The sequence below is a fragment of the Tenacibaculum soleae genome (assembly GCF_001693415.1).
Lineage (GTDB): Bacteria > Bacteroidota > Bacteroidia > Flavobacteriales > Flavobacteriaceae > Polaribacter > Polaribacter soleae.
The window spans coordinates 70,296-96,720 of record NZ_MAKX01000041.1 but is presented as its reverse complement, the minus strand read 5'-3'; the positions used below and the strand labels follow the sequence as shown (position 1 = coordinate 96,720).

Below are 26,425 nucleotides of genomic sequence, written 5' to 3'. Positions count from 1 at the left end.
AAACCGAAACTATATCAGTTTCGGTTTTTAAAAATTTAGCTTATAATTTTACTTACTCAAGTACATTTTACGTCTTGCATATAAATCATAAAATTGATCGTCTTTTAAATCATCAATAAAAAGAATACTTTCTCCTGTTGATTTCATCTCTGGACCTAATTTCTTATTCACATTCGGAAACTTGTTAAATGAAAATACTGGCTGTTTAATTGCAAAACCATCTAATTGTGGATTGAAATCAAAATCAGTAACTTTTTTATCACCTAACATAACCTTGGTTGCATAATTTACATATGGTTCTTTATATGCTTTTGCAATAAAAGGAACTGTACGAGAAGCTCTTGGATTTGCTTCAATAATATAAACCGTATCATTTTTGATAGCAAACTGAATATTTATCAATCCAATAGTTTTTAATTCTGTAGCAATTGTTCGTGTATGATCTTTAATTTGTTGCATTACAAATTCACCTAAATTAAATGCAGGTAGGGTTGCGTTTGAATCTCCAGAGTGTACTCCACAAGGCTCAATATGTTCCATTATTCCGATAATATACACATTACCGTCAGCGTCACAAATTGCGTCTGCTTCTGCTTCAATTGCACCGTCTAAATAATGATCTAATAATAATTTATTTCCTGGCATTCCTTTTAATAAATCAACAACATGCTCAACTAACTCTTCTTTATTGATGACGATTTTCATCCCTTGACCACCTAAAACATAAGAAGGTCTTACTAAAATAGGAAAGTCTAATTCATCTGCTAAAGTTAAAGCTTCATCTGCTGTTTCTGCAATACCAAATTCTGGAAAAGGAATATTATTTTCTTTTAACATTGAAGAAAATCTACCTCTATCTTCGGCGATATCTAACGCTTCAAAAGAAGTTCCAATAATTTTAATTCCGTATTTAGTTAATTTCTCTGCAAGCTTTAAAGCTGTTTGACCACCTAACTGAACAATTACACCTTCTGGTTTTTCATGTTTGATGATGTCATAAATATGTTCCCAAAAAACAGGCTCAAAGTATAGTTTATCTGCAGTATCAAAATCGGTAGAAACCGTTTCTGGATTACAGTTAATCATAATAGTTTCGTAACCACATTCGGCAGCCGCTAAAACTCCGTGTACACAACAGTAATCAAACTCAATTCCTTGTCCAATTCTGTTAGGTCCAGAACCTAAAACGATTATTTTTTTCTTATCAGTTACAATACTTTCGTTTGCAACAGAAACTGTTCCGTCTGCCGACTCAATATTGTTTTCAAAAGTTGAATAATAATAAGGTGTTTTTGCAGTAAATTCTGCTGCACAAGTGTCTACTAACTTATAAACTCTGTTTATTTTAAGTTCTTCTCTTTTACTATAAACTTGGCTTTCTAAACAATCTAGCATATGTGCAATCTGACGATCTCCATATCCTTTTTGTTTTGCTTCTAACAATAAATCTCTATCTAGTGTATCAATTGTATACTTAGAAATTTCTTTTTCTAATTGAAAAAGTTCTTCATATTGCTTTAAATACCACATATCAATTTTTGTGATTTCGTAGATTTTACTCAATGGTATTCCCATTGCAATAGCATCGTAAATCGCAAAAACCCTATCCCAACTTGCGTTGGTTAATTTATCTATAATTTGATTGTAATCTTTATAACCTTTTCCGTCTGCACCTAAACCGTTACGTTTAATTTCTAACGATTGTGTTGCTTTGTGAAGTGCTTCTTGGAAAGAACGTCCAATTCCCATTACCTCACCAACAGCCTTCATTTGTAAACCTAAAGTTCGGTCAGAACCTTCAAATTTATCAAAGTTCCAACGAGGTATTTTTACAATTACATAATCTAATGTTGGCTCAAATAGAGCTGAAGTAGATTTTGTAATTCCGTTTTCTAATTCATCTAACGTATAACCAATGGCTAATTTTGTTGCTACTTTTGCAATAGGGTAACCGGTTGCTTTACTTGCTAATGCTGATGAACGCGATACACGTGGATTAATTTCAATAGCAATAATATCTTCTTTTTCATCTGGTGAAACAGCAAACTGCACATTACATCCACCTTCAAAATCTCCAATAGAACGCATCATTTTTATTGCCATGTCACGCATTCTCTGATAGGTTTTATCAGAAAGTGTCATTGCCGGCGCAACGGTAATTGAATCTCCAGTATGAATTCCCATCGGATCCATATTTTCGATAGAACAAATAATTACAACATTATCGTTTTTATCACGCAATAATTCTAGTTCATATTCTTTCCATCCCATCATTGCTTTATCGATCATGACTTCATGGATAGGAGATGCTTCTAATCCCCTACGCAATAATTCATCAAAATCATTTGGGTCATATACTATTGAAGCTCCTGCTCCTCCCAAAGTATAAGAAGAACGAATTACTAAAGGAAAGCCAAACTCTTGAGCAATTTCTTTTCCTTTTAAAAATGATGTAGCCGTAGCTTGTGGAGCCATTGGTACATCAATTTTTAACATTAACTCTCTAAACTGTTCTCTATCTTCTGTTATATTAATAGCGTCGATATCAACACCTATTAACTTTACATCAAAATCTTTCCAAATTCCTTTATCATCAGCTTCAATACATAAATTTAATGCTGTTTGCCCTCCCATTGTTGGTAAAACTGCATCAATTTGTGGGTGCTCTTTTAAAATTTGAATAATTGATTTTGTTGTTAGCGGCAACAAGTACACATGATCAGCCATTGAAGGGTCTGTCATAATTGTTGCTGGATTAGAATTGATTAAGATTGTTTCAATTCCATCTTCACGTAAAGAACGTAAAGATTGTGATCCTGAATAATCAAATTCACAGGCTTGTCCAATAACAATTGGTCCTGATCCGATTATTAAAATAGATTTAAGGTTTTGATTTTTAGGCATTTTACTTGATGTGTTGTGTTATTTGCAAAAATATAAAATGTTATTTATAAAAAAAGGTGTTACTAAAAAATAGTAACACCTAATATATTAACAATTGTTAATCATTATTTTTTTGGTCTTGGAGCTGAAGATACACTTATACTTTTTCTTCCTTTAGCCCTTCTTCTAGCTAATACTTTACGTCCATTAGCAGATGCCATTCTTTCTCTGAAACCGTGTTTGTTTCTTCTTTTTCTTTTCGATGGTTGGTACGTTCTTTTCGGCATTATTTATATTTTTAAAATCGTCTTTAATTATATGTTTGCTTTTATGAAATTCCGTCTGCTAAAAGCGTGGGCAAATATACAACAGTTTTTTTGTCTGACAAATACTAGTTTTGTTTTTTTTTAATATTTTTTGACTCAGCAAAAATAATAAATTTTTATCGATGTTTTTTCACTTTTTTATTTGTTCGAATTGTTAGACTTCTTACTTTTGCCCAAACCTAACAATACCATGAACAACACTAAATACGTTTTTGTAACAGGAGGCGTAACTTCATCACTAGGAAAAGGAATTATAGCCGCTTCTTTAGCTAAATTATTACAAGAAAGAGGATTTTCTGTAACTATACAAAAACTAGACCCATATATTAATATCGATCCAGGAACATTAAATCCGTATGAACATGGCGAGTGCTATGTTACTGACGATGGAGCAGAAACTGACTTAGATTTAGGGCATTACGAACGTTTTTTAAACATCCCTACTTCGCAAGCAAATAATGTTACTACAGGTAAAATTTATCAATCGGTAATAAACAAAGAGCGTAAAGGAGAGTTTTTAGGTAAAACAGTGCAAGTAATTCCGCATATTACTGATGAAATTAAAAACCGTATTCAAATTTTAGGAAACACTGGCGATTATGATATCGTTATTACCGAAATTGGTGGTACCGTTGGTGATATAGAATCGTTACCTTATATAGAAGCTGTTAGACAACTACAATGGGAATTAGGTGAAGACAATGCCATTGTTATTCACTTAACCTTAGTACCTTATTTAGCAGCAGCTGGTGAGTTAAAAACAAAACCCACACAGCACTCAGTAAAAATGTTAATGCAAAGTGGTTTGAGCCCTAACATTCTTGTTTGCCGTTCTGAACACGAAATTAACGATACTATTAAACGTAAATTAGCTTTGTTTTGCAACGTTAAAAAACAAGACGTAATTCAGTCTTTAGATGCTGAAACAATTTACGATGTACCTAATTTAATGTTTAAAGAAGGATTAGATTATGTTGTTTTAGATAAATTAAACTTATCTACTCGCAAACAACCTGCTTTAAAAAAATGGAATAAATTTGTAGACGCTCATAAAAACCCTGCCGCTACTATTGAAATTGGTTTGGTTGGTAAATATGTAGAATTACACGATTCTTATAAATCGATTACCGAAGCATTTATTCACGCTGGCGCTACAAATAAAGCAAAAGTAAATGTTCGTTGGATTCATTCAGAGGAATTAACACCCGAAAATGCTGCTTCAAAACTAAAAGGATTAAACGGAGTTCTAGTTGCTCCTGGTTTTGGTGATCGTGGAATAGAAGGTAAAATTGCTGCTGTACAATATGTACGTGAAAATAACATTCCCTTTTTAGGAATTTGTTTAGGTATGCAAATGGCTGTTATCGAATATTCTCGTAACGTTTTAGGTTTAAAAGAAGCTATTTCAACTGAAATGAATGAAAAAACAGCGCACCCTGTTATTAATTTAATGGAAGAGCAAAAAGACGTTACCGAAAAAGGTGGAACAATGCGATTGGGTGCTTGGGATTGTGAATTAACACAAAACTCTAAAGTTTTAGAGGCTTACGGAGAAAAACTAATTAGTGAACGTCATCGTCATAGATACGAATATAATAATGAATATAAGGAGCAATTAGAAAACGCTGGATTAAAAGCTACGGGTATTAACCCAAAAACAGGATTGGTTGAAATCGTTGAGATTGATACGCATCCTTGGTTTGTTGGTGTACAATATCACCCAGAATATAAAAGTACTGTGCTAAATCCACATCCTTTATTTGTAAGTTTTATAAAAGCTTCATTAAAACAATCTAAAAAATAAATTTTAAATCCTGTAATTTTTAATTACAGGATTTTTTATAAAGTTGGAACACTGTTTGAGCTATCATACTTATCAAAATTAATCACAGTAAAACATCATAAATAATATAGGGTTTTACTACATTTGTCGGGTTTTTCAATTTTGAGAGAAACAAAAAATGACAAGTTGACATTATAACACATATCAATGGAACAAAAAAAATTTGATTTAAATTCCTTTATAGGAATGCTATTATTAGGAGGTATTTTACTTTGGTGGATGAATACTCGTAAACCAGAAGTAACTCCTGAAAACACTACACAAACCGAGCAAGTTTCTGAAACAACAGCTACACAAAACAATACAACTGAAACACCAATCTTAAACGATTCGTTACAGCAAATTGCTTTAAAAAATAAGCTAGGTGCTTTTGCTTACGGAGCAGCAACTAGTAAAAAAGGTGTTACTTCTATTGAAAATGATCTTGTAAAATTAACTATTGATAATAAAGGAGGACAAATTACCGAGGCGTTAATTAAAAACTATAAGACTTACGATTCACTTCCTTTATACTTAGTAAAAGACAAAAACGCTTCTTTTAATATTAATTTTGGTACTACTGATAATCGTATTTTAAATACTAAAGATTTATTATTTAGCCCTACTTTAACTAAGAATGGAGATTCTCAAATACTATCAATGAAATTGAAAGTATCTGAAGCTCAATTTTTAGAATATCGTTACGAAATTAAAAAAGACGATTACCGTGTTGGTTTCGCTGTTAGATCACAAGGATTAAGTTCGGTAATAAACAGCTCGCAAGCTATTAATTTAGACTGGAGTTTAAAAGGTTTTAGAAATGAAAAAAGTTTAAAAACCGAAAATATGTACTCTTATTATTATTACAAAGCTGATGATGAAGTTGAGTACCTACAAATGAATGATGATGAAATTGCTAATGATATTGATTGGATTGCTTACAAACAACATTTCTTTTCATCAATCTTATCTTCTGACACTCCTTTTAACAACGCTAGTTTAAAATCTGTTGATTTTGCAGGCGAAGAAAAAGATACTGTTTTCACAAAAACTTATGGCTTAAAAACTCCTTTAGCATTAACTAATGGTGAGTTAAACTATAACATGCAATGGTTTTATGGACCAACAGATTATAACTTATTAAAATCATACGAAGGAACAAGTTTAGACGAAATAGCAGATTTAGGTTGGGGAATTTTCGGATTCTTAAACCGTACCGTTTTTCATCCTGTTTTTAATTTATTAAAAGGATTTATTGGTAACTACGGATTGATTATTATTTTTATGACAATCGTTGTTCGTATTATCATGTCGCCAGTACTTTATAAATCATATTTATCTAGTGCTAAAATGAAAGTGATTCGTCCAGAAATGGAAGAAATCAATAAAAAATTTCCTGGTAAAGAAAACGCAATGAAACGTCAGCAAGAAATTATGGCGGTACAGCGAAAAGCTGGAGTTAGTATGATGTCGGGTTGTATACCTGCATTACTACAAATGCCTGTTTTCTTTGCGTTATTCAAGTTTTTTCCAACAAATATTGAGTTCCGTCAAAAATCATTTTTATGGGCTAATGATTTATCATCATACGATATGATTTATCAATTGCCATTTAGTATTCCTTTTTATGGAGATCATGTAAGTTTATTTCCAATTTTAGCCTCGGTTGCTATTTTCTTTTACATGAAAATGAACCAAAGCCAGCAAGCAAACATGCAAGCACCTACACAAGAGGGAATGCCTGATATGAGTAAAATGATGAAGTATATGATTTACTTCTCTCCTATTATGATGCTGTTTTTCTTTAACAATTATGCAAGTGGTTTAAGTTTGTATTACTTTATATCTAACCTATTGACCATTGTAATTATGTTAGTTATAAAAAACTTTGTAATTGATGAAGCTAAAATTCATGCAAAAATTGAAGAAAACAAAAAGAAGCCTGAAAAAGCAAAAAGTAAATTTCGTGAGCGTTTAGATAACGCTATGAAACAAGCCCAAGAGCAACAGGCTGCTCAGCAAAAAGCAAAAAAGAAAAAATAAGCAAGTAATATTATTAAAAAAAAAACCGAAACTTAACAGTTTCGGTTTTTTTTGCTTTCTGTATATTAAAAACAACTCGAAAAAATCATTCTAAATAAACTTGTTTTTTCACCACTAAGTACCTGAATAGTCGATTTTCCTTCTTTTTGATTTTAGGTTTTATTTAACATTCCTTTAACTCCCCCTCTTTAAACCTTTAAAGAACTTCGCAGTCTTATCTATTCAAAATAATTTCAAATTCAATGAAAAAAATTATATTTATAATTACCGCTATACTTTCTTTTTCGGTAACTGCACAAAGACCTAACAAAGGACAAATTCCTAAAATTACCTTAACAGGAAAAATTATTGAAGCCAACTCTAAACAACCTTTAGAGTATGCAACCTTGGTATTAACACATTTAAAAAGTAAACGTATTTCTGGAGGGATAACAGATGCGAAAGGAAGTTTTACAATTGAAGTTCCAAAAGGGGTTTATGCTATAAAAGTAGAATTTATAGGTTTTAAAACTAAAAATCTTCAAAATCAAAAATTAATAACAAATACAAACTTAGGTACTATTACTTTATCTGAAGATACCGAAACTTTAGAAGAAGTAGAAATCATTGCTGAAAAATCTACTGTAGAGATCCGTTTAGATAAAAAAATATACAACGTAGGTAAAGATATGACCGTAAAAGGTGGTACTGCTTCTGATGTATTAGACAATGTACCCTCGGTAAATGTTGATGCTGTAGGTGCTGTTAGCTTACGAGGTAATGAAAACGTACGTATTTTAATTGATGGCAAACCATCGGCTTTAGTTGGCTTAACGGGTACTGATGCTTTAAGAAATCTTCCTGCCGATGCTATTGAAAAGGTAGAAGTAATCACCTCGCCATCGGCACGTTATGATGCCGAAGGAACTGCCGGAATTTTAAATATCATCCTTAGAAAAGGAAAAATAACAGGTTTTAATGGCTCCTTAAACGTTACTGCTGGTAATCCTGATATGCTTAGAGTAGCCCCAAACTTAAATTACCGTACTAAAAAAGTTAACTTATTTTCTAACATCGGGTACTCTTACCGAAAAGGACCAGGAAACTCGCAAACTTATTTTACGAACTTTAATAGTGATAATACTATTAAAGATTTTAGAAATGAAGACAGAACTTTTGATCGTAAAAACAAAAATTTCAATGCATCTATTGGAATGGAATATTATATAAACGATAACAGCTCAGTTACCGGTAATTTTGTGTATAGAAAATCTAATGGAAACGATATTGCAACCAATATTTCAACTTTTTTTGACGAAAACAAGGTTTTAACAAATACAGAAAACAGAATTGAAAATGAAGATGAAGATGGTGTAGACAAACAATACTCTATAAATTATACCAATAGATTAAATGATTCTGGACAAAAATTAACCATCGATTTACAATATGGAGACAGTAAACAAACAGAAAACTCTCCAGTAACTGTAAACGGAGCTCTTTCTGAAGATAATTCACAAATTACCAACTCTAAAGAAAAGCTATTACAAATAGACTATGTATTACCGATTGGTGAAGATAGCCAGTTTGAAATAGGTCATAAATCAACTTTACAAGATTTAGATTCAGATTTCAGAGTAAATCTATTAGATCCTCTGGCAACTTTCGATCCTTCAAATGCCATTACTTTTAAGCAAAACATTTATGCTTTTTACACACAATACGGAAGTAAAATTAACAAGTTTTCTTATTTATTAGGATTGCGTACAGAAATTACTGACATCGATTTAAATGTGTTAACCACCAATCAAAAATCAGATAAAAACTATACCGAATGGTTTCCAACCATAAACCTTGGCTATGAATTAAACGATAATGAAAACGTTACTTTAGGTTATAGCAGGCGTTTAAGAAGACCGCGTCACTGGTTTTTAAACCCGTTTGAAAGCCGTAGTTCTGCCACCAATGTATTTAGAGGAAATCCTGATTTAAACCCAACCTACACAAGCTCATTCGATTTAGGTTACAACACAAAAATCAGAAAATTTAATTTAGGAGCTTCGTTATATTATCAACATTCAACTGATAAAATTCAACGTGTTTCTATAATCGAAGAGCGGAGTGGAACCAATGTATTTGTTAGTCAACCTTTAAATTTAAATGATGAACAACGTTACGGATTTGAATTTACAAGTAACTACAACCCTACTAAAAAAGTACGTTTATCTGCAAGTTTCAACTACTTTAAATTTAATACTGATGCTTTTTCATACACATATACAGCACAAGACAACTCGCAAGTTACCACAAACTTAGCCGAAGTTAATGAAAGCAGCTGGTTTGCTCGTTTTAACTCACGCATTACCTTACCAGCAAAAATTGAATGGCAAACACGTTTAATGTATCGCGGACCACAAAACAGTGCGCAAAGTGATCAAAGCGGAATGTTTATGGCAAACTTAGCTTTTAGTAAAGATATTTTAAAAGACAAAGCTTCATTGGTATTAAATGTAAGCGATTTATTTAACTCACGTAAACGTGAAAGTACTACGTATTATGGTGGTAGAGAAAATCCATCAACCATTTCTAATGGTGAATTTCAATGGAGAGAGCGTCAAATATCATTAAGTTTTACCTATCGTTTTAATCAAAAGAAAAAAAGAGAAAGACCACAAGGCGGTGGTCAAGATGGTGGCGAAGGTTTTGAAGGATAATATTTTGGGCGTTCGAGCGGGCTTTCATTACTCGCTTTTTGCTAACTGTGTATAAAAACACACAGTTAGCAAAAGAGCTCAAACAAACCATTCAATCCCTAACGCAATAAACACTACTTAAAACATTATCTATGAATAAATTTATTTTCATAAATATCTTATTACTATTTTTATCTTTAAATATTTTCGCTCAAAAAAAACAAAATACTGAACAAATAACTGATAAACAACTTGAAAAAATTCAAAAAAAACTTAAGTTAGACAATATTCAGTTATTAATGGTTAAAGATATTCTTATAAAATACGGCAAAGAAAAAAAAGAAATCAAAGTTCAGGAAATACCTGATCAGGAAAAAAAGGCTCGCATTCAAGAGATAAACTTAAAACAACAAAAAGAATTATATAAGTTTATAAACAGCAAACAATTAGATGAACTTAAAAAAATTATGACAGAACACAAAAAAGAGTTTCGAAAAAATCACCCCTCAAGAAAAGGTAACAGAAATAGAAGAAGAAACTCTTTTTAAAATAAAAAGCTCGTTCAAACTAATGAACGAGCTTTTAATATATATTTAAAAGGCTACTTTAATTCTTGAGCTGCCTTTTTAGCTTCTCTTTTTAATTTTATGTTTTCTAAAATTGTTCCTCCAATCCAATAAGGAACCACAAATGTTAATAAGAAAATTAACAACCAAAATCCGGTTGTAAAAATAAACATGAATAATACCAATCCTGAAAATTCTGAAAAATCTAACATTTGTTATTTATTAATAATTGTTATACTGCAAAATTAAAACTATTTTTCTTTTCAAACAATAAAATCTGACAAAAATAACGTACAAAAAACTATAAGAATTTGTAATTTTGAAACTTAGTTAAATTATATTCTTTTAAATCATTTTATAATGACAAAATTCAGAATCGAAAAAGATACGATGGGAAACGTTGAAGTTCCTGCTGATAAATATTGGGGAGCACAAACTGAGCGCTCTCGTAACAACTTTAAAATAGGACCAGTTGGCTCAATGCCTTTAGAAGTAGTATATGGTTTTGCTTACTTAAAAAAAGCTGCCGCTTATACCAATGCCGAATTAGGTGTATTAGCTAATGAAAAAAGAGATTTAATTGCACAGGTTTGTGATGAAATTTTAGCTGGTAAACACGATGATCAATTTCCGCTAGTTATTTGGCAAACAGGTTCTGGTACACAAAGTAACATGAACTGTAACGAAGTAATCGCTAACAGAGCGCATGAAATTGCTGGTAAAGTAATTGGTGAAGGTGAAAAAACCATCCAGCCAAATGATGATGTAAACAAATCGCAATCATCAAACGATACTTTTCCTACAGGTATGCATATTGCTGCTTACAAGAAAATTGTAGAAGTAACAATACCTGGAGTAGAACAATTACGCGATACTTTACAGGCAAAATCAGAAGCTTTTAAAGATGTTGTAAAAATTGGTCGTACACACTTAATGGATGCAACTCCGTTAACTTTAGGACAAGAATTTTCTGGTTATGTAGCACAATTAAACTTCGGATTAAAAGCGTTAAATAACTCTCTTGAACATTTAAGTCAATTAGCTTTGGGTGGTACAGCTGTTGGTACAGGATTAAACACGCCTGCTGGTTACGATGTATTAGTTGCTAAGTATATTGCTAAGTTTACAGGTTTACCGTTTATAACTGCAGAAAATAAATTTGAAGCCTTAGCTGCACACGATGCTTTAGTTGAAACACACGGAGCTTTAAAACAATTAGCGGTTTCAATTAATAAAATTGCTAATGATATTCGTTTAATGGCATCAGGACCTCGTAGTGGTATTGGTGAATTAATTATTCCTGCAAACGAGCCAGGTTCTTCTATTATGCCAGGAAAAGTAAATCCTACGCAAGCAGAAGCTATTACTATGGTTTGCGCACAAGTTATGGGTAATGACGTTGCTGTTACCGTTGGTGGTACGCAAGGACATTACGAATTAAATGTATTTAAACCAATGATGGCGGCTAACGTATTACAGTCTGCTCAATTAATTGGAGATGCTTGTGTATCTTTTGATGTTAACTGTGCTGCCGGTATTGAGCCTAACCACGGTAGAATTACCGAGTTAGTAAACAACTCATTAATGCTAGTTACTGCATTAAACACGAAAATAGGGTATTATAAAGCTGCTGAAATTGCTAACACTGCACACGCAAACGGAACAACTTTAAAAACTGAAGCCGTACGTTTAGGGTATGTTACCGAAGCTGAATATGACGAATGGGTAAAACCTGAAGACATGACTGGTAGTTTAAAATAAACTGACTTACTATATTATAACAAAACCCGCAATTTAAAATTGCGGGTTTTGTTTTACATGCTATTTTAATAATTTTCTACTTCTTTTAAATCTTAACAAAACAAGGTAATACCACTAAAAACAATTCTTATCTCCTTCACCTACAACACTCATTACCAAACAACAAGCTCTCAACGTTTTTTTATAAATACTTTTATTATTTATTAAAATTTAAGATACATATATGGTTTTACCGTAAATATATTACGGTTTTTTAAGCTACATTTTAAAATTTAAAAAGTAATTTTGATTGCTATACACCTAATACACAGCTATTAAAACTTACACATCCATCAAAAAAAAGAAAAACACACTAATAAGATTACTCAAATAATAAATTTCTTTAATTAAAAAGATACTAACCCAAAAATCAATAAATATGAAACGAATTTTAACTATACTATTAACTGCAATATTATTAATAAGTTGTACATCAACAAAAGATTTAATGAAAAAAGTTGTTGTGAATAACACCGAATTTTATCCTATTGATCCTGTAGAATACGGATGGACAATTCCTTATATTGACACAACAACTAACTTAATAGGTAAAAGAGAGTTAATTAAAGCCAGTAAAACAGAGATTACTGACTTTTTAAAAAACCAAGGAACTTTAGTTTCAATAATTGAAAATACAATAAATGGGGAATTAAATTATGGAGCTTCAAAGGTTTCTTCAAAAAATTCATATTATAGAATTGTAATGGATTATACCAAATATAAAAATCATCATACAAAATTTGGTGAAGCAAAGGTTGGAGTTGGCTTGAGACTTGTGGCAAAAGTAAAAACCTCAAACAATAAAGTTAATTTAGGAGATTTGTTTGCTTTAGGCTTAGCTGCTGAAGCAAATCACTTAGAAGGTACACTTTCTGTAGATGTTATTGGAATGGATTCAAAAGATATAACAAACATACTACCATTTCAAAGTGAGATAAATAAAACGACTATTCAAAATGTTATGCAAGCATTAGCCTCTATAAAAGCAAAAATTTACGACAAAGACACAGACTTATATCCACATATTTTATCAATAAAGCCTAACTTAGGTTACGGAGAAATGGACTTGAATACATATAATAAAGAATTAGCGTTAAAGAGAGATGAAGTTGTAAAATTATTATCAGTCAAAAAAATGGGGAAATAATTAAAGTTATACCGTATAAAATTAATTATTGATACAAACCCACATACGAGAACCTTCGAAGGTTTTACACTTTGTTTATATAAAAAATTACGTGAAAAAAGTTACAATATAAATTTAATAACTCTCCCATACCCCAAATTAATACACTCGTGACCATAATATATTAATGAATGTAATTATATGTTATTTTTATTCTTATTCAATAATTTTTATTTTATAACAACTTAAACTAACCAATAATGACAAAACCTTCAAACGATAAATCTACATCATGCTGGAACTGCGATGGAAATATCACCTTAGTTACACAACGTCTTAAAGAGATGTTTGTAGAAATCGGTCAAAAAACTAGAATTGAAAACGGACAACAACCTGCTAAAAGAGCTGTATTCAGAAAACAACACGGTATAGCTTATGGTCGTTTTGAAATAAATAAAGATATTAACGAAAAATTTAAAGTCGGAATATTTGCTAGTGACACCTACGAATGTGCCGTTCGTTTTTCAAGCGATACAGGGCCAACATCTCCTGACTTGCATTCAACTTTAGGAGTAGGTTTAAAATTATTTGGTGTTGATGGGCCTAAACTATTAGGCGATGGTACCAATGCTGATTTTATTTTTCAAAACATAGATCGTTTTTTTGCTCGTGATGCACAACAAATGTGCAGTTTTACTAAAGCCGGCGTTATTAATCACGATTATGACACTTACATAAATAAGCATCCTGAATTGGCAAGTATTTTACAAGCAATGACCAAAGAAGAAGCTAGTGTGTTAAGCGCAAGCTATTGGGCAATACTTCCTTTTAAATTAGGAGACTCTCAAATTGTAAGATATCGCCTAGTACCTGAAGATATTTATAAAGGAACTCCCTTTAACGATACTAATTACCTAGGACTAGATTTACAACAACGTTTAGTAAAAAAAGAAGCTATCTTTCGTTTTGAAATACAGCTAAGAACTAACGATGCTACTATGCCGTTAGATGATGCTCAAGTTGTATGGAGTACAGAAGAAAGTCCGTACATCTGTATTGCAAAATTACATTTACCTCAGCAAGATGTATCAGCAATTGGGCAAGCTGAGTTTGGTAGTAATTTAGCCTTTAATATTTGGAGAACATTACCGCAACACCAACCATTAGGCTCTATTGCACAAGCAAGAAAAGTTGTATATGCTGCGAGTGCTGAAGCAAGACATCAAGCAAATGGGCAACAATTACAAGAACCAACTAAGATAAACCCCGAATTTAAAGGAAACACAGATGAAGATAGCGACTGTATTGTAAAAGCAGGTATCTACCCTCCTATTGGTGTTATGAGAGTTGGAAATAGTAAAGATGAATACTTTTTAGGTCCTTTAGTTGATAATCCAGCACCGCAAACCGATCCGTATGCATACAGAGATAAAACGGGGGCTTTAAAAAGACAAGCTGCTCAGTTTAGAATTTACGGTTTTAATGCTGCGGGTAAAGCTGTAAAAGAATTAACTTCCGAAAACTCAAACATTACATGGCATAGTCATTTATCGAACCAAAAATCTTCATGGTATCAATTTAATATTGCTTTAGATATTCCTGAGGCAGCTGATGTTCCTCCATCTATGTTACGAAACATCGATGTAAAAGATCGTGAGTCATTACTAATCGACGGAGGTGCTAAATCTATTTCGGGTACCAATAATAAAAGTGATGCTTTTGAAGGAGAATTTTTAACTACCAAAGTGTATTTAGGTGAAATGCATACCGATGAAAAAGGACGCTTAGTTATGTTAGGTGGGCATGGAAAATCTGAAAATATTAACGGAGATATTGCTATTACTTTTGCAAATAATGAAGGTTGGTACGATGATATTTCTGACGGCCCTGTTACTGCTGAAGTTGAATATAACGGAAATAAACTTACGGTAGATCCTGCTTGGGTTATTTGTGCGCCACCAGATTATGCACCAATGCAAAAATCGGTACGTACCATGTGGGATTTAATGCGTGATGTAGCCGTAAAATCGAATATGTTAGTTCGCCCTACAAGACCATCGTTTACTAAAGATATTTTACCAATATTTCAACGTATGACCGATTTACAATGGGTAAATGCTGGTTTTGCTGGAGCTTTTGGCTTTGGTGGTCAATTTAATTACACAACCATCGAATGGATAAAAAAACTAGGGAACCCATCTTCTGCTTATATGGAAATGCGACGTACGCTTTCTAATAATTTCCGTCGATTTGAAGTCTCTGGAGCAGAAGCTCCGCAATTATGGCCTTGGTTATATGGTGATGCTATTAGCATTCCTTCTACTGGCTCTGTTCGTCAACATGCTACTTTATCTAATTTACAATTAGAATTTTTAGATCAATGGGTTAAAGGTGATTTTGATGCCGATTATATTGATATGACTGGATGCCCTCATATACCTACTCCTCCAACAATTGATGAACTAACAATAGCTGAGCAACCAGATATGCTTACCAAAGCTGCCATGGAATTTTGTTTAGCGGATGCTTTTCACCCTGGTTGTGAAATGACATGGCCAATGCGTTCTTCAGGAATGTATATGGCACCTTTTCGAATAAAACATGCTCCTAAAACACCACCTGTTAACACAATGTATTATGGTGCAATGATGAATAACGATATACTGCCTTTAGCTAAAGGACCTATTTTAGGAGGACAAGTTGCTGGTAGTATTACTCGTTGGATGGCTATTCCTTGGCAAACTGATACGGCTAGTTGTAGAGATGGTTACACAAGTGACTATGATCCGTATTTACCTACATTTTGGCCTGCTAGAGTGCCTAATAACATTTTAAATGAAGATCGTTATGAAGAAGTTATCAATCCCGAACTAGCTGAAGAAACACGTATTCAAGCGTTTAATTTCCGCTCAGAATGGCTAGATGACCTTCCTTTAGATGGAGGAGCTCCTACGTATACAAATCAAATTAATAGTATGATTAAATATTTTGATAAGTTAGCTGTAGTTCAAAAACGTCCTGGTGTTGCACATGACTCTAACTTTCCGAAAGAAATGCAGGTTGGAATTACGCCTACTCCTGAGCAAGAGGCTGAATTATTAAAAGCTACTTTAGTTGATTTAGATAGTATTTTAAATAGCAATCATACTTTAAATGATACGACTAAAAATGTATTGTATGCAGCTGTAGACAAACTTTCTCATGACAATTTATTAAATGAGCAGTTTTTATTAGAAGGTGCTAAAGGAGAATTATTAACATTGGTTGAAGATGAATTAACAAAAGATTTTAAAACATCAACAAATGTTACCAACACGATACATCTTATTGCTTCTAAGCTACATACAATGAAACAATCAGATTCACATCAACAAGAAACTCTTTTAAAAGTAGAAGTTGGTATTCCTGAAAAAATGACACGTTTTTCTAGATATACGCCTAAATAATATATTTTTATAATTGTTTAATACAATTAACAACCTTGTAGTTTTACAAGGTTGTTTTTTTAATTAGTAAACCATTAATTTATTTAAACATCACTTTGTGGAAAAAACAGATATACTTATTATAGGCGGAGGTATTGCAGGTTGTATTGCTGCTATTTCTTTGGCTAACGACTATAATGTTACTTTAATAGACAAAAAAACAACACCTGTTGATCGAATTGGTGAATCTTTAGCACCAGCTGCTCAAAGAATATTAAAAAAATTAGATCTTTTAGAAAATGAATCTGATGATTTTAAACAATCGCTATTTAGTAATAACCTTGGTATGCAATCTTACTGGGGAAGTGATCAACTTCACATAGTAGATCACCTTAAAAACCCTGATGGTTTTTCTAGAAGTTTAGATAGAAAGAACTTTGAAGTATACCTAAGACAAAAAGCTTTTGAAAGAGGTGTTAACTGCTTGTGGGGAATTCGTCTTTTTAATAGCTCTTATGAAGAAAACTTATGGAAAGTAACAGGTAAATCTGATGATTTAAAAAATAGAACAACGCATACTATTCATGCAACTTTTGTAATTGATGCAACCGGTAGGCAATCTCACTTTGCTAAAAGTATTGGAATTAAACGAGTTCAATATGATAAATTAATTTCATGCTGGATAAGTATGCCTAATACAAGTATTAATACTATGAGTACCATTGTTGCTGATGAATTAGGTTGGTGGTATAGTGCCGTTTTACCTAATAATAAAAGAATTATTTCTTTTCAAACAGATGCTGATCTAATTGATAAAGCTATACTTAAAAATTCAACTTCTTTTTTAACGCTTATTAAACAGCATAAAATAATGCAATCATTACTAGCAAAAAACGAAAAGGATATTACTTTTCATGGAACTGTTAGTGCTAATTCAACACGTTTAGAGCAACCAGCAGGTAAACAATGGATTGCTTTGGGTGATGCCGCTATTAGTTTCGACCCTTTATCTTCTCAAGGAATGTTTAATGCCATGGCTAACGCAATGCAATTTAAAGAACTAGTAACAAATTTTAATTTTATAAAAGATTTTAGTGTTGCTAAAATGGAAGATTTTAATATGCTATATTCTAATCAAATAAAACAAGTATGGAACCACTATTTAAAGCATAAAAATTTATTTTATAAAGCAGAAGCAAGATGGAAAGAAAGTACTTTTTGGAAAAGGAGATCATGATAAATATTTGTTTCAAAAATAAAATAAAACAACACCTTACAAAACGTGTAAATTGTAAAAACCTTTAGACTAAGAATTAATCTAAAGGTTTTTTATAATTTATATAGCACTAATAATATCATACTTAGTAATAATATGGTGTTTATTATCACCTAAATCAACTAAGACTGCTTGATTATCTTTTGTTATTAATTTAGAAACTTCATCAATAGATGCTGATAATTTTACAACAGGATAAATAGAACCCATAACCTCTTTAATTGGTTTATCAGCTATATCCTTATCAGCTATATAACTTCGTAATAAATCTGATTCGTTTACCGAGCCTACAAACCCGTTAATATCTTTTACCGGAATTTGCGATATTTTAAAATCACGCATTCTTTCAATTGCATGTGATACCAGTTCTTCTGTTTGAACAGTTACTAACGGCTTATTAATGTGTGATTTTATTAAATCCTCTGCCTTTGTAATTGTTTCTTCTAAAAAACCACGCTCACGCATCCAATCATCATTAAACATCTTACCTACATACCTACTTCCATGATCATGAAATAGTACTACTACCACATCATCTTTCTTAAAATGCTCTTTTAACTGTAACATTCCTTTAATAGCAGACCCTGCTGAGTTACCTACAAAAATACCTTCTTCTTTTGCTATTTTACGTGTATAAACTGCTGCGTCTTTATCCGTTACTTTGGTAAAGCCATCAATTAAAGAAAAATCTACATTTTTAGGTAAAATATCCTCTCCTATACCTTCGGTAATGTATGGGTAAATTTCATTTTCATCAAAAACACCTGTTTCATGGTATTTTTTAAATACTGATCCGTAAGTATCAATTCCCCAAACTTTTATATTCGGATTTTGCTCTTTTAAGTATTTTGCCGTTCCCGAAACAGTACCTCCAGTTCCAACACCTACGACAAAATGTGTTATTTTACCTTCGGTTTGTTTCCATATTTCAGGCCCTGTTTGCTCATAATGTGCCAATGCATTACTTGGGTTGTCATATTGATTTACGTACCAAGAATTAGGAGTTTCTTCACCTAAACGTTTAGAAACCGAGTAATAAGATCGAGGATCATCTGGTTCTACATTGGTAGGACAAACAATAACCTCAGCTCCTACAGCACGTAAAATATCCATCTTTTCTTTCGATTGCTTGTCTGAAATTACAAAAATACACTTGTACCCTTTTATAATTGCTGCTAAGGCTAACCCCATACCTGTATTTCCTGAGGTTCCTTCAATAATAGTCCCTCCAGGTTGTAAGCGCCCATCAGCTTCAGCATCTTCAATCATTTTTAACGCCATTCTATCTTTAATCGAATTTCCGGGGTTAAAGGTTTCTACCTTTGCTAAAACTAAAGCATCAATTTCTTTGGTTACTGAGTTTAACTGAACTAATGGTGTATTACCAATGGTTTCTAATATATTTTTTGCGTATTTCATCTCTTTATTTTACAGTTGCAAAGGTAAATTCTTTTTGGGCGTTCCACAAGTGTCGCGCTTTCATTACTCGCTTTTTTTAATTTTGTGCACTTTGTTAATTTGTTCGTCCCTCACAAATAAAAAAACAAAATTAAAAAAGAGCTCAAACACACCATTCAATCGCTAACGCAGTCAGTTTATAAGAATAATTAAACATTAAAAACATATTATCAACTTTACTATAATGAACAATATTATATCTCACTTTAACTTAAAAAAAGACAAATAGTTTTTATATAAACTAATTGCAATCCCTTTATTGTATTCAAAATAATTAATAACAAAAAATACTGCATAATAAAATGCAGTATTCATTATAAAATCTAATAGTAAAAGACTGTTTATCCTGTTCTAACTTAGATTAAACGTTAAACCTGAAGTTCATTATATCACCATCTTGCACGATATACTCTTTTCCTTCAACTCCTAGTTTACCTGCTTCTTTTACTTTTTGCTCGCCACCTAAAGTAGTATAATCATCATATTTTGTTACTTCGGCACGTATAAATCCTTTTTCGAAATCAGTATGAATTACTCCAGCTGCTTGTGGTGCCGTGTCACCAATATTAATCGTCCACGCTCTTACTTCTTTTACACCTACAGTAAAATAAGTTTGTAAGTTTAATAATTTATAGGCTGCCCTAATTAAAACAGAGGCTCCTGCTTCTTTTAAACCGATATCTGCTAAAAACATTTCACGTTCTTCATAATCATCTAACTCGGTAATATCTGCTTCGGTACCAACTGCCAACACAATAACTTCGGCGTTTTCATTTTTTACAGCTTCTTTTACAGCGTTTACGTAATCGTTTCCTGTTACTGCAGCACCTTCATCAACATTACAAACATATAATACTGGTTTTGAGGTTATGAATTGTAATGATTTTACAACTTCTATTTCTTTTTCAGAAAATTCGATAGCTCTTACTGAAACTCCGTCTAGTAATGTTTTTTCTACTTTTAAAAGAATTTCTAATTCAACTTGCGCCTCCTTATTACCCGTTTTAGCCGTTCTTTTTACACGCTCTAAACGTTTTTGAACAGTTTCTAAATCTTTTAATTGTAACTCAATATCAATCGTTTCTTTATCTCTAACAGGATCTACTGAAGCATCAACATGAATAATATTTTCGTTATCAAAACAACGTAATACATGAATAATTGCGTCTGTTTCGCGAATATTTGCTAAGAATTGATTTCCTAATCCTTCTCCCTTACTTGCTCCTTTTACCAAACCAGCAATATCAACAATCTCTACTGTTGCAGGTACTACTCTTTCTGGATTTACCATTCCTTCTAAAACCTGTATTCTTGGGTCTGGTACATTTACCACTCCAATATTTGGTTCGATAGTACAAAAAGGAAAGTTTGCACTTTGCGCTTTTGCGTTAGATAAACAGTTAAATAAAGTTGATTTTCCTACGTTTGGTAATCCTACAATTCCGGCTTTCATTCTGTTGTTTTATTGAAAATTTTCGTGTGCAAATATACTGCTTTGCTTTCAAAAAAACGATATTTAACAATTCACACAACTTTAACTAAAAAAAAATACAATAAACGTTTTTTTAACACAAATTAACAAAATAACACTTCTTTTTACTACATTTAAAGAATATTAATCAATAAAACCTCATTTATGAAAAGACTGCATTTTTTTTAATTTGTTTTTTATTCTTTGGAACACAACTAATAAATGCCCAATTACAAATTAAAGGAACTATAAGAGATAGCACTAACGAACCTTTACCTGGTGCAAATATTTTAGAAAAAGGGACAAGCAATGGAGCTTCTACTGATTTTAACGGAAACTTTACATTAACTACCAGTCCAAATAGTACACTAATTATTAGTTTTTCGGGTTTTGAAACCCAAGAAATTCCTGTTAATGGAAATACAACATTTAACATTACTTTAAATGAAGGTTTACAGTTAGATGAGGTTGTGATTGTTGGTTCTAGAAATGCAAAAAGAACCGCAGTAGACACTCCTGTACCTGTTGATGTTATTGATGTTGGTAGTTTGGCTTCTAAAAACGGTAAGGTAGAAGTAAATGATCTTTTACAATACGCTGCACCTTCTTTTAATGCAACTAAGCAATCTGGATCTGATGGAGCAGACCATGTGGTTCCTGCTTCTCTAAGAGGTTTGGGACCTGACCAAACACTGGTTTTAATCAACGGTAAAAGACGTCATCAATCATCATTAGTAAATATTTTTGGTACACGTGGTCGTGGTAATTCTGGTACCGATTTAAATGCTATACCTACAGCAGCAATTAAAAGAATAGAAGTTTTACGTGACGGAGCATCTGCACAATATGGTTCTGACGCTATTGCCGGAGTAATAAATATTGTTTTAAAAGACGCTACTGATGGTGTTTCTGGAAGTATTGGTTACGGTGTTTATAGTACCGCTATTGGAAATGGTTGGGAAGATGCCACTGGAGAAACTTTATATAATGTAGAAGGAAAAAGTAGATTAGACGGAAAAGACAAAAGTTTTGATGGAGGTACTTTTAAATTAGATTTAAATTATGGTGCTAAACTAAATGACAAAGGAGGTTTTGTAAACTTTACAACAGAATTGTTGTCAAAAGAAAACACGTTGCGGCCTGGTTTTTCATGGCGTAAAGGTTATGGTAGCGCAGGTGTTGATGGTTTTAATTTTATGGTAAATGCTAACTTACCTGTTAATGATAACACTGAAGTATATGCTTTTGGTGGACGAAATTATAGAGATACCGATGCCTACGCTTTTTCAAGAGATAGCTATGCTGATGGCGATAACAGAAGTGTGCCTAGTTTATATCCTAATGGATTTACTCCTAGAATAACGTCTAATATAGCCGATATTTCTGTTTCTGCTGGAGTAAAACATATATTAGCTAACGGATGGGAACTTGATTTTAACAATACTTATGGAGAAAATAAGTTTCATTATTTAATAAAAGACACCAACAACGCTTCTTTAAAAGATGCTTCACCAACAGAGTTTGATGCTGGTGGCCATAGTTTATCTCAAAACACAACAGGTGTTGATTTCTCTAAATATTTTGAAGACTCAATGAGTGGTATAAACATCGCTTTTGGTTTAGAATACAGAACAGAAAACTTTATTATTTTTGCTGGTGAAGAACGTTCATATGGATTATATGATGAAGACGGACTTTTAATCACCAATCCTGCTACACAAGTAATAGCAACAGATTCTAATGGCGATGATTTACCCGGAGGCGCACAAGGTTTTCCTGGATATAGTCCAGATAACGAAGTAGACCGATCAAGAAGTAATGTTGGTGTATATTTTGATTCTGAATTTAATTTTACTGATAAATTTTTAGTTGGTGCTGCTCTTAGATTTGAAGATTACAGTGACTTTGGTAGCACTTTTAATTTTAAACTAGCTTCTCGATTTAAAGCGAATGATAATTTAACCTTAAGGGGATCAATTTCTTCAGGGTTTAGAGCACCTTCATTAGCGCAACTATATTACAACCTAAAATTTACAAACATTGTAAACGGTGTATCTTTACCTTCTTTATTATCAGCAAATAACAGTACCGTTACCAGAGCTTTTGGTATTGAGCAACTAAAAGAAGAAACTGCTTTTAACAGTAGCATTGGTTTTACCTATAAAACTGGTGGATTTACAGCAACTATTGATGCCTACTCTATTTCTGTTGATGATCGAATTATTTTGACAGATAATTTTGATGCTACTCCATTAAATTTAGGCGTAGATGCAGCTCAATTTTTTGCCAATGGTGTAGATACCAAAACACAAGGAATTGATATTGTTTTAAATTATAAGAAAAAATTTAATGACCATAGGTTAGATGTAGGACTTGTTGGAAATTTTAATGATACTAAAATTGAAAAAATAAAAAATGGAAATCTAAATAGATTTACCTTTTTTAGTCCTTTTTCAGAAGCTTATTTAAAAGCTGCTGCTCCTGACCATAAATTTGGTTTAAACTTAGGGTATGGTTACAAAAAATTTGATATCGCTTTAGGATTAACTAAATTTAGTGAAGTACAATTACAAGATTTTCAATGGGTAGACTCTCCTGCTACAACACAGGCAGAAGCAGATGCTTTATATCCTGTAGCTACTGATACCTATAAGAGTAAAATTACCACTGACTTGAGTTTAAGCTATGCTTTTACTGATAAAATTACGTTTACAATGGGTGGTAACAATATTTTTAATGTATACCCTACTTCTCAATTTGATGGATGGACAGATCAAGGAGGACTAGCTGATTCTGTACAAATGGGATCAGATGGTGCTTACTTTTTTACAAGATTAGGTTTTAGTTTATAAAAACTATCGATTTTAAATAAAAAAATCCCGAGAACAAATCTCGGGATTTTTTTATTTTATATAATATTGTAAACTATTCGTTATGCATAAAACTTTGTTTAGCTAATAACTCTTCTTCAGTTTCTACATTATCATCATCTGGCACACAACAATCTACTGGGCAAACCGCTGCACATTGTGGCTCTTCATGAAAACCTTTACATTCAGTACATTTATCTGCTACAATAAAATAAATTTCATCTGAAATAGGCTCCTGATCTTCATCAGCATTCGCTTTTTTACCACTAGGTAAAACCACGTTTCCTGTTAAATCAGTTCCATCAGCATATTTCCAATCATCAGCTCCTTCGTAAATTGCCGTGTTTGGACATTCTGGTTCACATGCACCACAATTTATACATTCATCTGTTATTATAATTGCCATAATTAATCTATTTCAGTTTTGTAACTTTGCAGGTACAAAAATAGTTCCAAATTAATTTAGAAACAAAATAAATGGATACAATCCAAAATAGAATTTCAGCATTTGTAGAATTAGGGAAGTTTTTAGGTCAGTTTACTCAAAAAGAAACTACTCAAAAAAACGAAATTAAATTTAACGACTTATTTTTTGACGGATTTAAACATCAATTAAAAATAGCTGGAGAAAATAATACTTGGTTTACCAAAGAAAACTTATTATTTGCTACCGAAAGTTGGTATAAAGCCTTAACCAAAGAAAATATTCAACAATGGATTGCTAATGAAAATTTAGGCGAAAACGATTCAAAACAAGTTGCTGTTATTATGGCTGGAAATATTCCGCTTGTTGGTTTTCATGATTTTGTAGCTGTTTTAATTGCTGGACATTCAGTATTAGTTAAACAATCATCAAACGATAAACATTTATTACCTTTTTTAGCTAAGTATTTAGAATACGTTCAGCCCGAATTGAAAGGTAAAATTACATTTACCGAACAAAAATTAACCGATTTTGATGCTGTTATTGCTACTGGAAGCAATAATACGGCGCGTTATTTTGAATTTTATTTTAAAGATAAACCTAGTATTATTAGAAAAAGTAGAAATTCGGTAGCCGTTTTAACAAGAAATGAAACTGCTCAAGATTTTGAAAATTTAAGTAATGATGTATTTCGTTATTTCGGGTTAGGTTGTCGTTCAGTATCAAAATTATATGTTCCAAAAAATTATAATTTCGATCCTTTTTTTACAGGCATGTACAACAAGCAAGAAATTATTAACAACGCTAAATATGCCAATAATTACGATTATAATAAAGCGGTTTATTTAATGAGCGAGTTTGATATTTTAGAAAACGGTTTTTTAATGATTAAAGAAGATGAAAGTTACGCCTCTCCTATCGCTTCAGTTTTTTACGAATATTACGACAATATCGAAGATTTAAAACTAAAATTAAATCAAGACAAAGAAAAAATACAATGTGTAGTAGCTCGTAATTTTACAGCAAATGAAATTGCTTTTGGCGAAACTCAAAATCCGCAATTATGGGATTATGCTGATGGAATAAATACGCTTGAGTTTTTATCAAAAATATAAAAATACACTCTATAAATTTCGCACCTTTGTTATAACAAAACACCACTTTAGTAATGAAAAAGCATAATTTTAGCGCAGGCCCTTGTATTTTACCTGAAGATGTGCTTCAAAAAGCATCCGAAGCAGTTATCAATTTTAATGATGATAATTTATCGTTATTAGAAATATCGCACAGAAGTAAGCCTTTTGTTGCTGTTATTGAAAAAGCACGAAGTTTAGCCTTAGAGTTATTAGGCTTACAAAACAAAGGTTATAAAGCATTGTTTTTGCAAGGCGGTGCCAGCAATCAGTTTTTAATGACGGCTTATAATTTACTAAATAAAAAAGCAGCTTATTTAAATACAGGTACTTGGAGTAGCAAAGCTATTAAAGAAGCTAAATTATTTGGCGAGTTGATTGAGGTAGCTTCATCCGAAAAAAATAACTTTAATTACATTCCAAAAGGTTATGAAATTCCTACGGATGTTGATTATTTTCATTGCACAAGTAACAACACGATTTACGGAACGCAAATGAAAAGTTTTCCTGAAACTTCGGTTCCGTTGATATGTGATATGAGTTCTGATATTTTTTCTCGTCAGTTAGATTTTTCAAAATTTGATTTAATCTATGCTGGGGCACAGAAAAACATGGGACCTGCAGGAACTACGTTAGTTATTGTAAAAGAAGAAATTTTAGGAAAAGTAGAACGTATAATTCCATCAATGTTAAATTATCAAACATTTATCGATAAAGACAGTATGTTTAACACACCTCCTGTTTTTGCCATATATACATCGATGTTAACTTTAGAATGGTTAAAAGATTTAGGCGGAATTGAATTTATAGAAAAAGTAAACCAACAAAAATCGGCACTTTTATATACCGAAATAGATAGAAATCCGTTATTTAAAGGGGAAGCTGTTACTGAAGATCGAAGCCAAATGAATGCTACGTTTTCTTTAACAAACGAAACCTTAAAAAATAAGTTTGATACTATGTGGGCCGAAGCCAATATTAATGGTTTAAACGGGCACAGAAGTGTTGGTGGTTATAGAGCAAGCATGTACAACGCATTACCTTTATATAGTGTACAAGCCTTAGTGGATGTAATGCAAGAATTAGAACGAATTAGCTAAAAGCTATCAATAAAAAAGAGACACATTTTA

At 32.1% G+C, this 26,425-nt stretch carries 17 protein-coding genes; 11 read left to right on the top strand and 6 right to left on the bottom strand.

Annotated features, from left to right (window positions below):
- Nucleotides 1–48 precede the first annotated feature (48 nt).
- Both carB and rpmH read right to left on the bottom strand, forming a co-directional pair.
- Entirely contained in the window at nucleotides 49–2,904 is a 2,856-nt protein-coding gene (gene carB, locus BA195_RS13630; RefSeq protein WP_068706396.1) for a carbamoyl-phosphate synthase large subunit, read from the bottom strand.
- Nucleotides 2,905–3,008: 104 nt separating this feature from the next.
- On the bottom strand, nucleotides 3,009–3,170 hold the full coding sequence (gene rpmH / locus BA195_RS13625) for a 50S ribosomal protein L34 (protein ID WP_068706394.1): 162 nt from the start codon (nucleotides 3,168–3,170) through the stop codon (nucleotides 3,009–3,011).
- A 229-nt stretch (nucleotides 3,171–3,399) separates the two neighbouring features.
- Between rpmH and BA195_RS13620 the strand changes: the two genes are divergently transcribed.
- From BA195_RS13620 to BA195_RS13605, 4 genes are all read left to right on the top strand, one after another.
- Nucleotides 3,400–5,013 carry a CTP synthase gene (locus BA195_RS13620; protein ID WP_068706392.1) on the top strand — a complete coding sequence of 538 codons (1,614 nt, stop codon included), beginning with the start codon at nucleotides 3,400–3,402 and terminating at the stop codon, nucleotides 5,011–5,013.
- Nucleotides 5,014–5,199: 186 nt separating this feature from the next.
- The gene (gene yidC, locus BA195_RS13615; protein WP_068706390.1) at nucleotides 5,200–7,074 is read left to right on the top strand and encodes a membrane protein insertase YidC; all 1,875 of its coding nucleotides are present in this window, start codon (nucleotides 5,200–5,202) and stop codon (nucleotides 7,072–7,074) included.
- 242 nt (nucleotides 7,075–7,316) lie between these two features.
- Nucleotides 7,317–9,767 (top strand): TonB-dependent receptor, encoded by a 2,451-nt coding sequence (locus tag BA195_RS13610; RefSeq protein WP_068706389.1) that lies wholly within the window; start codon nucleotides 7,317–7,319, stop codon nucleotides 9,765–9,767.
- A 131-nt stretch (nucleotides 9,768–9,898) separates the two neighbouring features.
- A complete protein-coding gene (locus BA195_RS13605; RefSeq protein ID WP_068706387.1) occupies nucleotides 9,899–10,294 on the top strand; it encodes a hypothetical protein in 396 nt (131 codons plus the stop codon).
- Between the two features lie 53 nt (nucleotides 10,295–10,347).
- Here the strand turns inward: BA195_RS13605 and BA195_RS14485 are convergent, their stop codons facing one another.
- Nucleotides 10,348–10,524, bottom strand: coding sequence for a hypothetical protein (locus BA195_RS14485; RefSeq protein WP_176715005.1), 177 nt, complete (start codon nucleotides 10,522–10,524; stop codon nucleotides 10,348–10,350).
- Between the two features lie 148 nt (nucleotides 10,525–10,672).
- Between BA195_RS14485 and fumC the strand changes: the two genes are divergently transcribed.
- The 4 genes from fumC to BA195_RS13585 all read left to right on the top strand — a co-directional run bounded on the left by fumC (nucleotide 10,673) and on the right by BA195_RS13585 (nucleotide 17,900).
- Nucleotides 10,673–12,073 carry a class II fumarate hydratase gene (fumC, locus tag BA195_RS13600; RefSeq protein ID WP_068706385.1) on the top strand — a complete coding sequence of 467 codons (1,401 nt, stop codon included), beginning with the start codon at nucleotides 10,673–10,675 and terminating at the stop codon, nucleotides 12,071–12,073.
- A 418-nt stretch (nucleotides 12,074–12,491) separates the two neighbouring features.
- Nucleotides 12,492–13,259, top strand: coding sequence for a hypothetical protein (locus BA195_RS13595; RefSeq protein ID WP_068706383.1), 768 nt, complete (start codon nucleotides 12,492–12,494; stop codon nucleotides 13,257–13,259).
- A gap of 239 nt (nucleotides 13,260–13,498) precedes the next feature.
- A complete protein-coding gene (locus BA195_RS13590; RefSeq protein WP_068706381.1) occupies nucleotides 13,499–16,684 on the top strand; it encodes a LodA/GoxA family CTQ-dependent oxidase in 3,186 nt (1,061 codons plus the stop codon).
- 97 nt (nucleotides 16,685–16,781) lie between these two features.
- Nucleotides 16,782–17,900, top strand: coding sequence for an NAD(P)/FAD-dependent oxidoreductase (locus BA195_RS13585; protein WP_068706379.1), 1,119 nt, complete (start codon nucleotides 16,782–16,784; stop codon nucleotides 17,898–17,900).
- A 99-nt stretch (nucleotides 17,901–17,999) separates the two neighbouring features.
- On the opposite strand, the gene BA195_RS13580 is transcribed toward BA195_RS13585, so the two are convergent.
- A complete protein-coding gene (locus tag BA195_RS13580) occupies nucleotides 18,000–19,358 on the bottom strand; it encodes a pyridoxal-phosphate dependent enzyme (RefSeq protein ID WP_068706377.1) in 1,359 nt (452 codons plus the stop codon).
- Between the two features lie 400 nt (nucleotides 19,359–19,758).
- The gene (gene ychF, locus BA195_RS13575) at nucleotides 19,759–20,850 is read right to left on the bottom strand and encodes a redox-regulated ATPase YchF (protein ID WP_068706375.1); all 1,092 of its coding nucleotides are present in this window, start codon (nucleotides 20,848–20,850) and stop codon (nucleotides 19,759–19,761) included.
- 179 nt (nucleotides 20,851–21,029) lie between these two features.
- Between ychF and BA195_RS13570 the strand changes: the two genes are divergently transcribed.
- Nucleotides 21,030–23,720: a TonB-dependent receptor gene (locus BA195_RS13570; RefSeq protein WP_084443222.1), complete on the top strand. Its 2,691-nt coding sequence runs from the start codon at nucleotides 21,030–21,032 to the stop codon at nucleotides 23,718–23,720.
- A 73-nt stretch (nucleotides 23,721–23,793) separates the two neighbouring features.
- On the opposite strand, the gene BA195_RS13565 is transcribed toward BA195_RS13570, so the two are convergent.
- The gene (locus BA195_RS13565) at nucleotides 23,794–24,144 is read right to left on the bottom strand and encodes a 4Fe-4S binding protein (RefSeq protein ID WP_068706371.1); all 351 of its coding nucleotides are present in this window, start codon (nucleotides 24,142–24,144) and stop codon (nucleotides 23,794–23,796) included.
- A 71-nt stretch (nucleotides 24,145–24,215) separates the two neighbouring features.
- Between BA195_RS13565 and BA195_RS13560 the strand changes: the two genes are divergently transcribed.
- Together BA195_RS13560 and serC are read left to right on the top strand one after the other, a co-directional pair.
- Entirely contained in the window at nucleotides 24,216–25,277 is a 1,062-nt protein-coding gene (locus BA195_RS13560) for an acyl-CoA reductase (RefSeq protein ID WP_068706369.1), read from the top strand.
- 53 nt (nucleotides 25,278–25,330) lie between these two features.
- Nucleotides 25,331–26,395, top strand: a complete 1,065-nt coding sequence (gene serC, locus BA195_RS13555) for a 3-phosphoserine/phosphohydroxythreonine transaminase (protein ID WP_068706368.1) — start codon at nucleotides 25,331–25,333, stop codon at nucleotides 26,393–26,395.
- Nucleotides 26,396–26,425 lie beyond the last annotated feature (30 nt).

Bases quoted from the DNA above. Each gene is read 5' to 3' on its own strand.
- BA195_RS13610 (WP_068706389.1), top strand. From the start codon at position 7,317: ATGAAAAAAATTATATTTATAATTACCGCTATACTTTCTTTTTCGGTA.
- yidC (WP_068706390.1), top strand. From the start codon at position 5,200: ATGGAACAAAAAAAATTTGATTTAAATTCCTTTATAGGAATGCTATTA.
- BA195_RS14485 (WP_176715005.1), bottom strand. From the start codon at position 10,524: ATGTTAGATTTTTCAGAATTTTCAGGATTGGTATTATTCATGTTTATT.
- carB (WP_068706396.1), bottom strand. From the start codon at position 2,904: ATGCCTAAAAATCAAAACCTTAAATCTATTTTAATAATCGGATCAGGA.
- BA195_RS13580 (WP_068706377.1), bottom strand. From the start codon at position 19,358: ATGAAATACGCAAAAAATATATTAGAAACCATTGGTAATACACCATTA.
- BA195_RS13590 (WP_068706381.1), top strand. From the start codon at position 13,499: ATGACAAAACCTTCAAACGATAAATCTACATCATGCTGGAACTGCGAT.
- serC (WP_068706368.1), top strand. From the start codon at position 25,331: ATGAAAAAGCATAATTTTAGCGCAGGCCCTTGTATTTTACCTGAAGAT.
- BA195_RS13595 (WP_068706383.1), top strand. From the start codon at position 12,492: ATGAAACGAATTTTAACTATACTATTAACTGCAATATTATTAATAAGT.
- ychF (WP_068706375.1), bottom strand. From the start codon at position 20,850: ATGAAAGCCGGAATTGTAGGATTACCAAACGTAGGAAAATCAACTTTA.
- BA195_RS13605 (WP_068706387.1), top strand. From the start codon at position 9,899: ATGAATAAATTTATTTTCATAAATATCTTATTACTATTTTTATCTTTA.
- BA195_RS13620 (WP_068706392.1), top strand. From the start codon at position 3,400: ATGAACAACACTAAATACGTTTTTGTAACAGGAGGCGTAACTTCATCA.
- BA195_RS13560 (WP_068706369.1), top strand. From the start codon at position 24,216: ATGGATACAATCCAAAATAGAATTTCAGCATTTGTAGAATTAGGGAAG.
- fumC (WP_068706385.1), top strand. From the start codon at position 10,673: ATGACAAAATTCAGAATCGAAAAAGATACGATGGGAAACGTTGAAGTT.
- rpmH (WP_068706394.1), bottom strand. From the start codon at position 3,170: ATGCCGAAAAGAACGTACCAACCATCGAAAAGAAAAAGAAGAAACAAA.
- BA195_RS13565 (WP_068706371.1), bottom strand. From the start codon at position 24,144: ATGGCAATTATAATAACAGATGAATGTATAAATTGTGGTGCATGTGAA.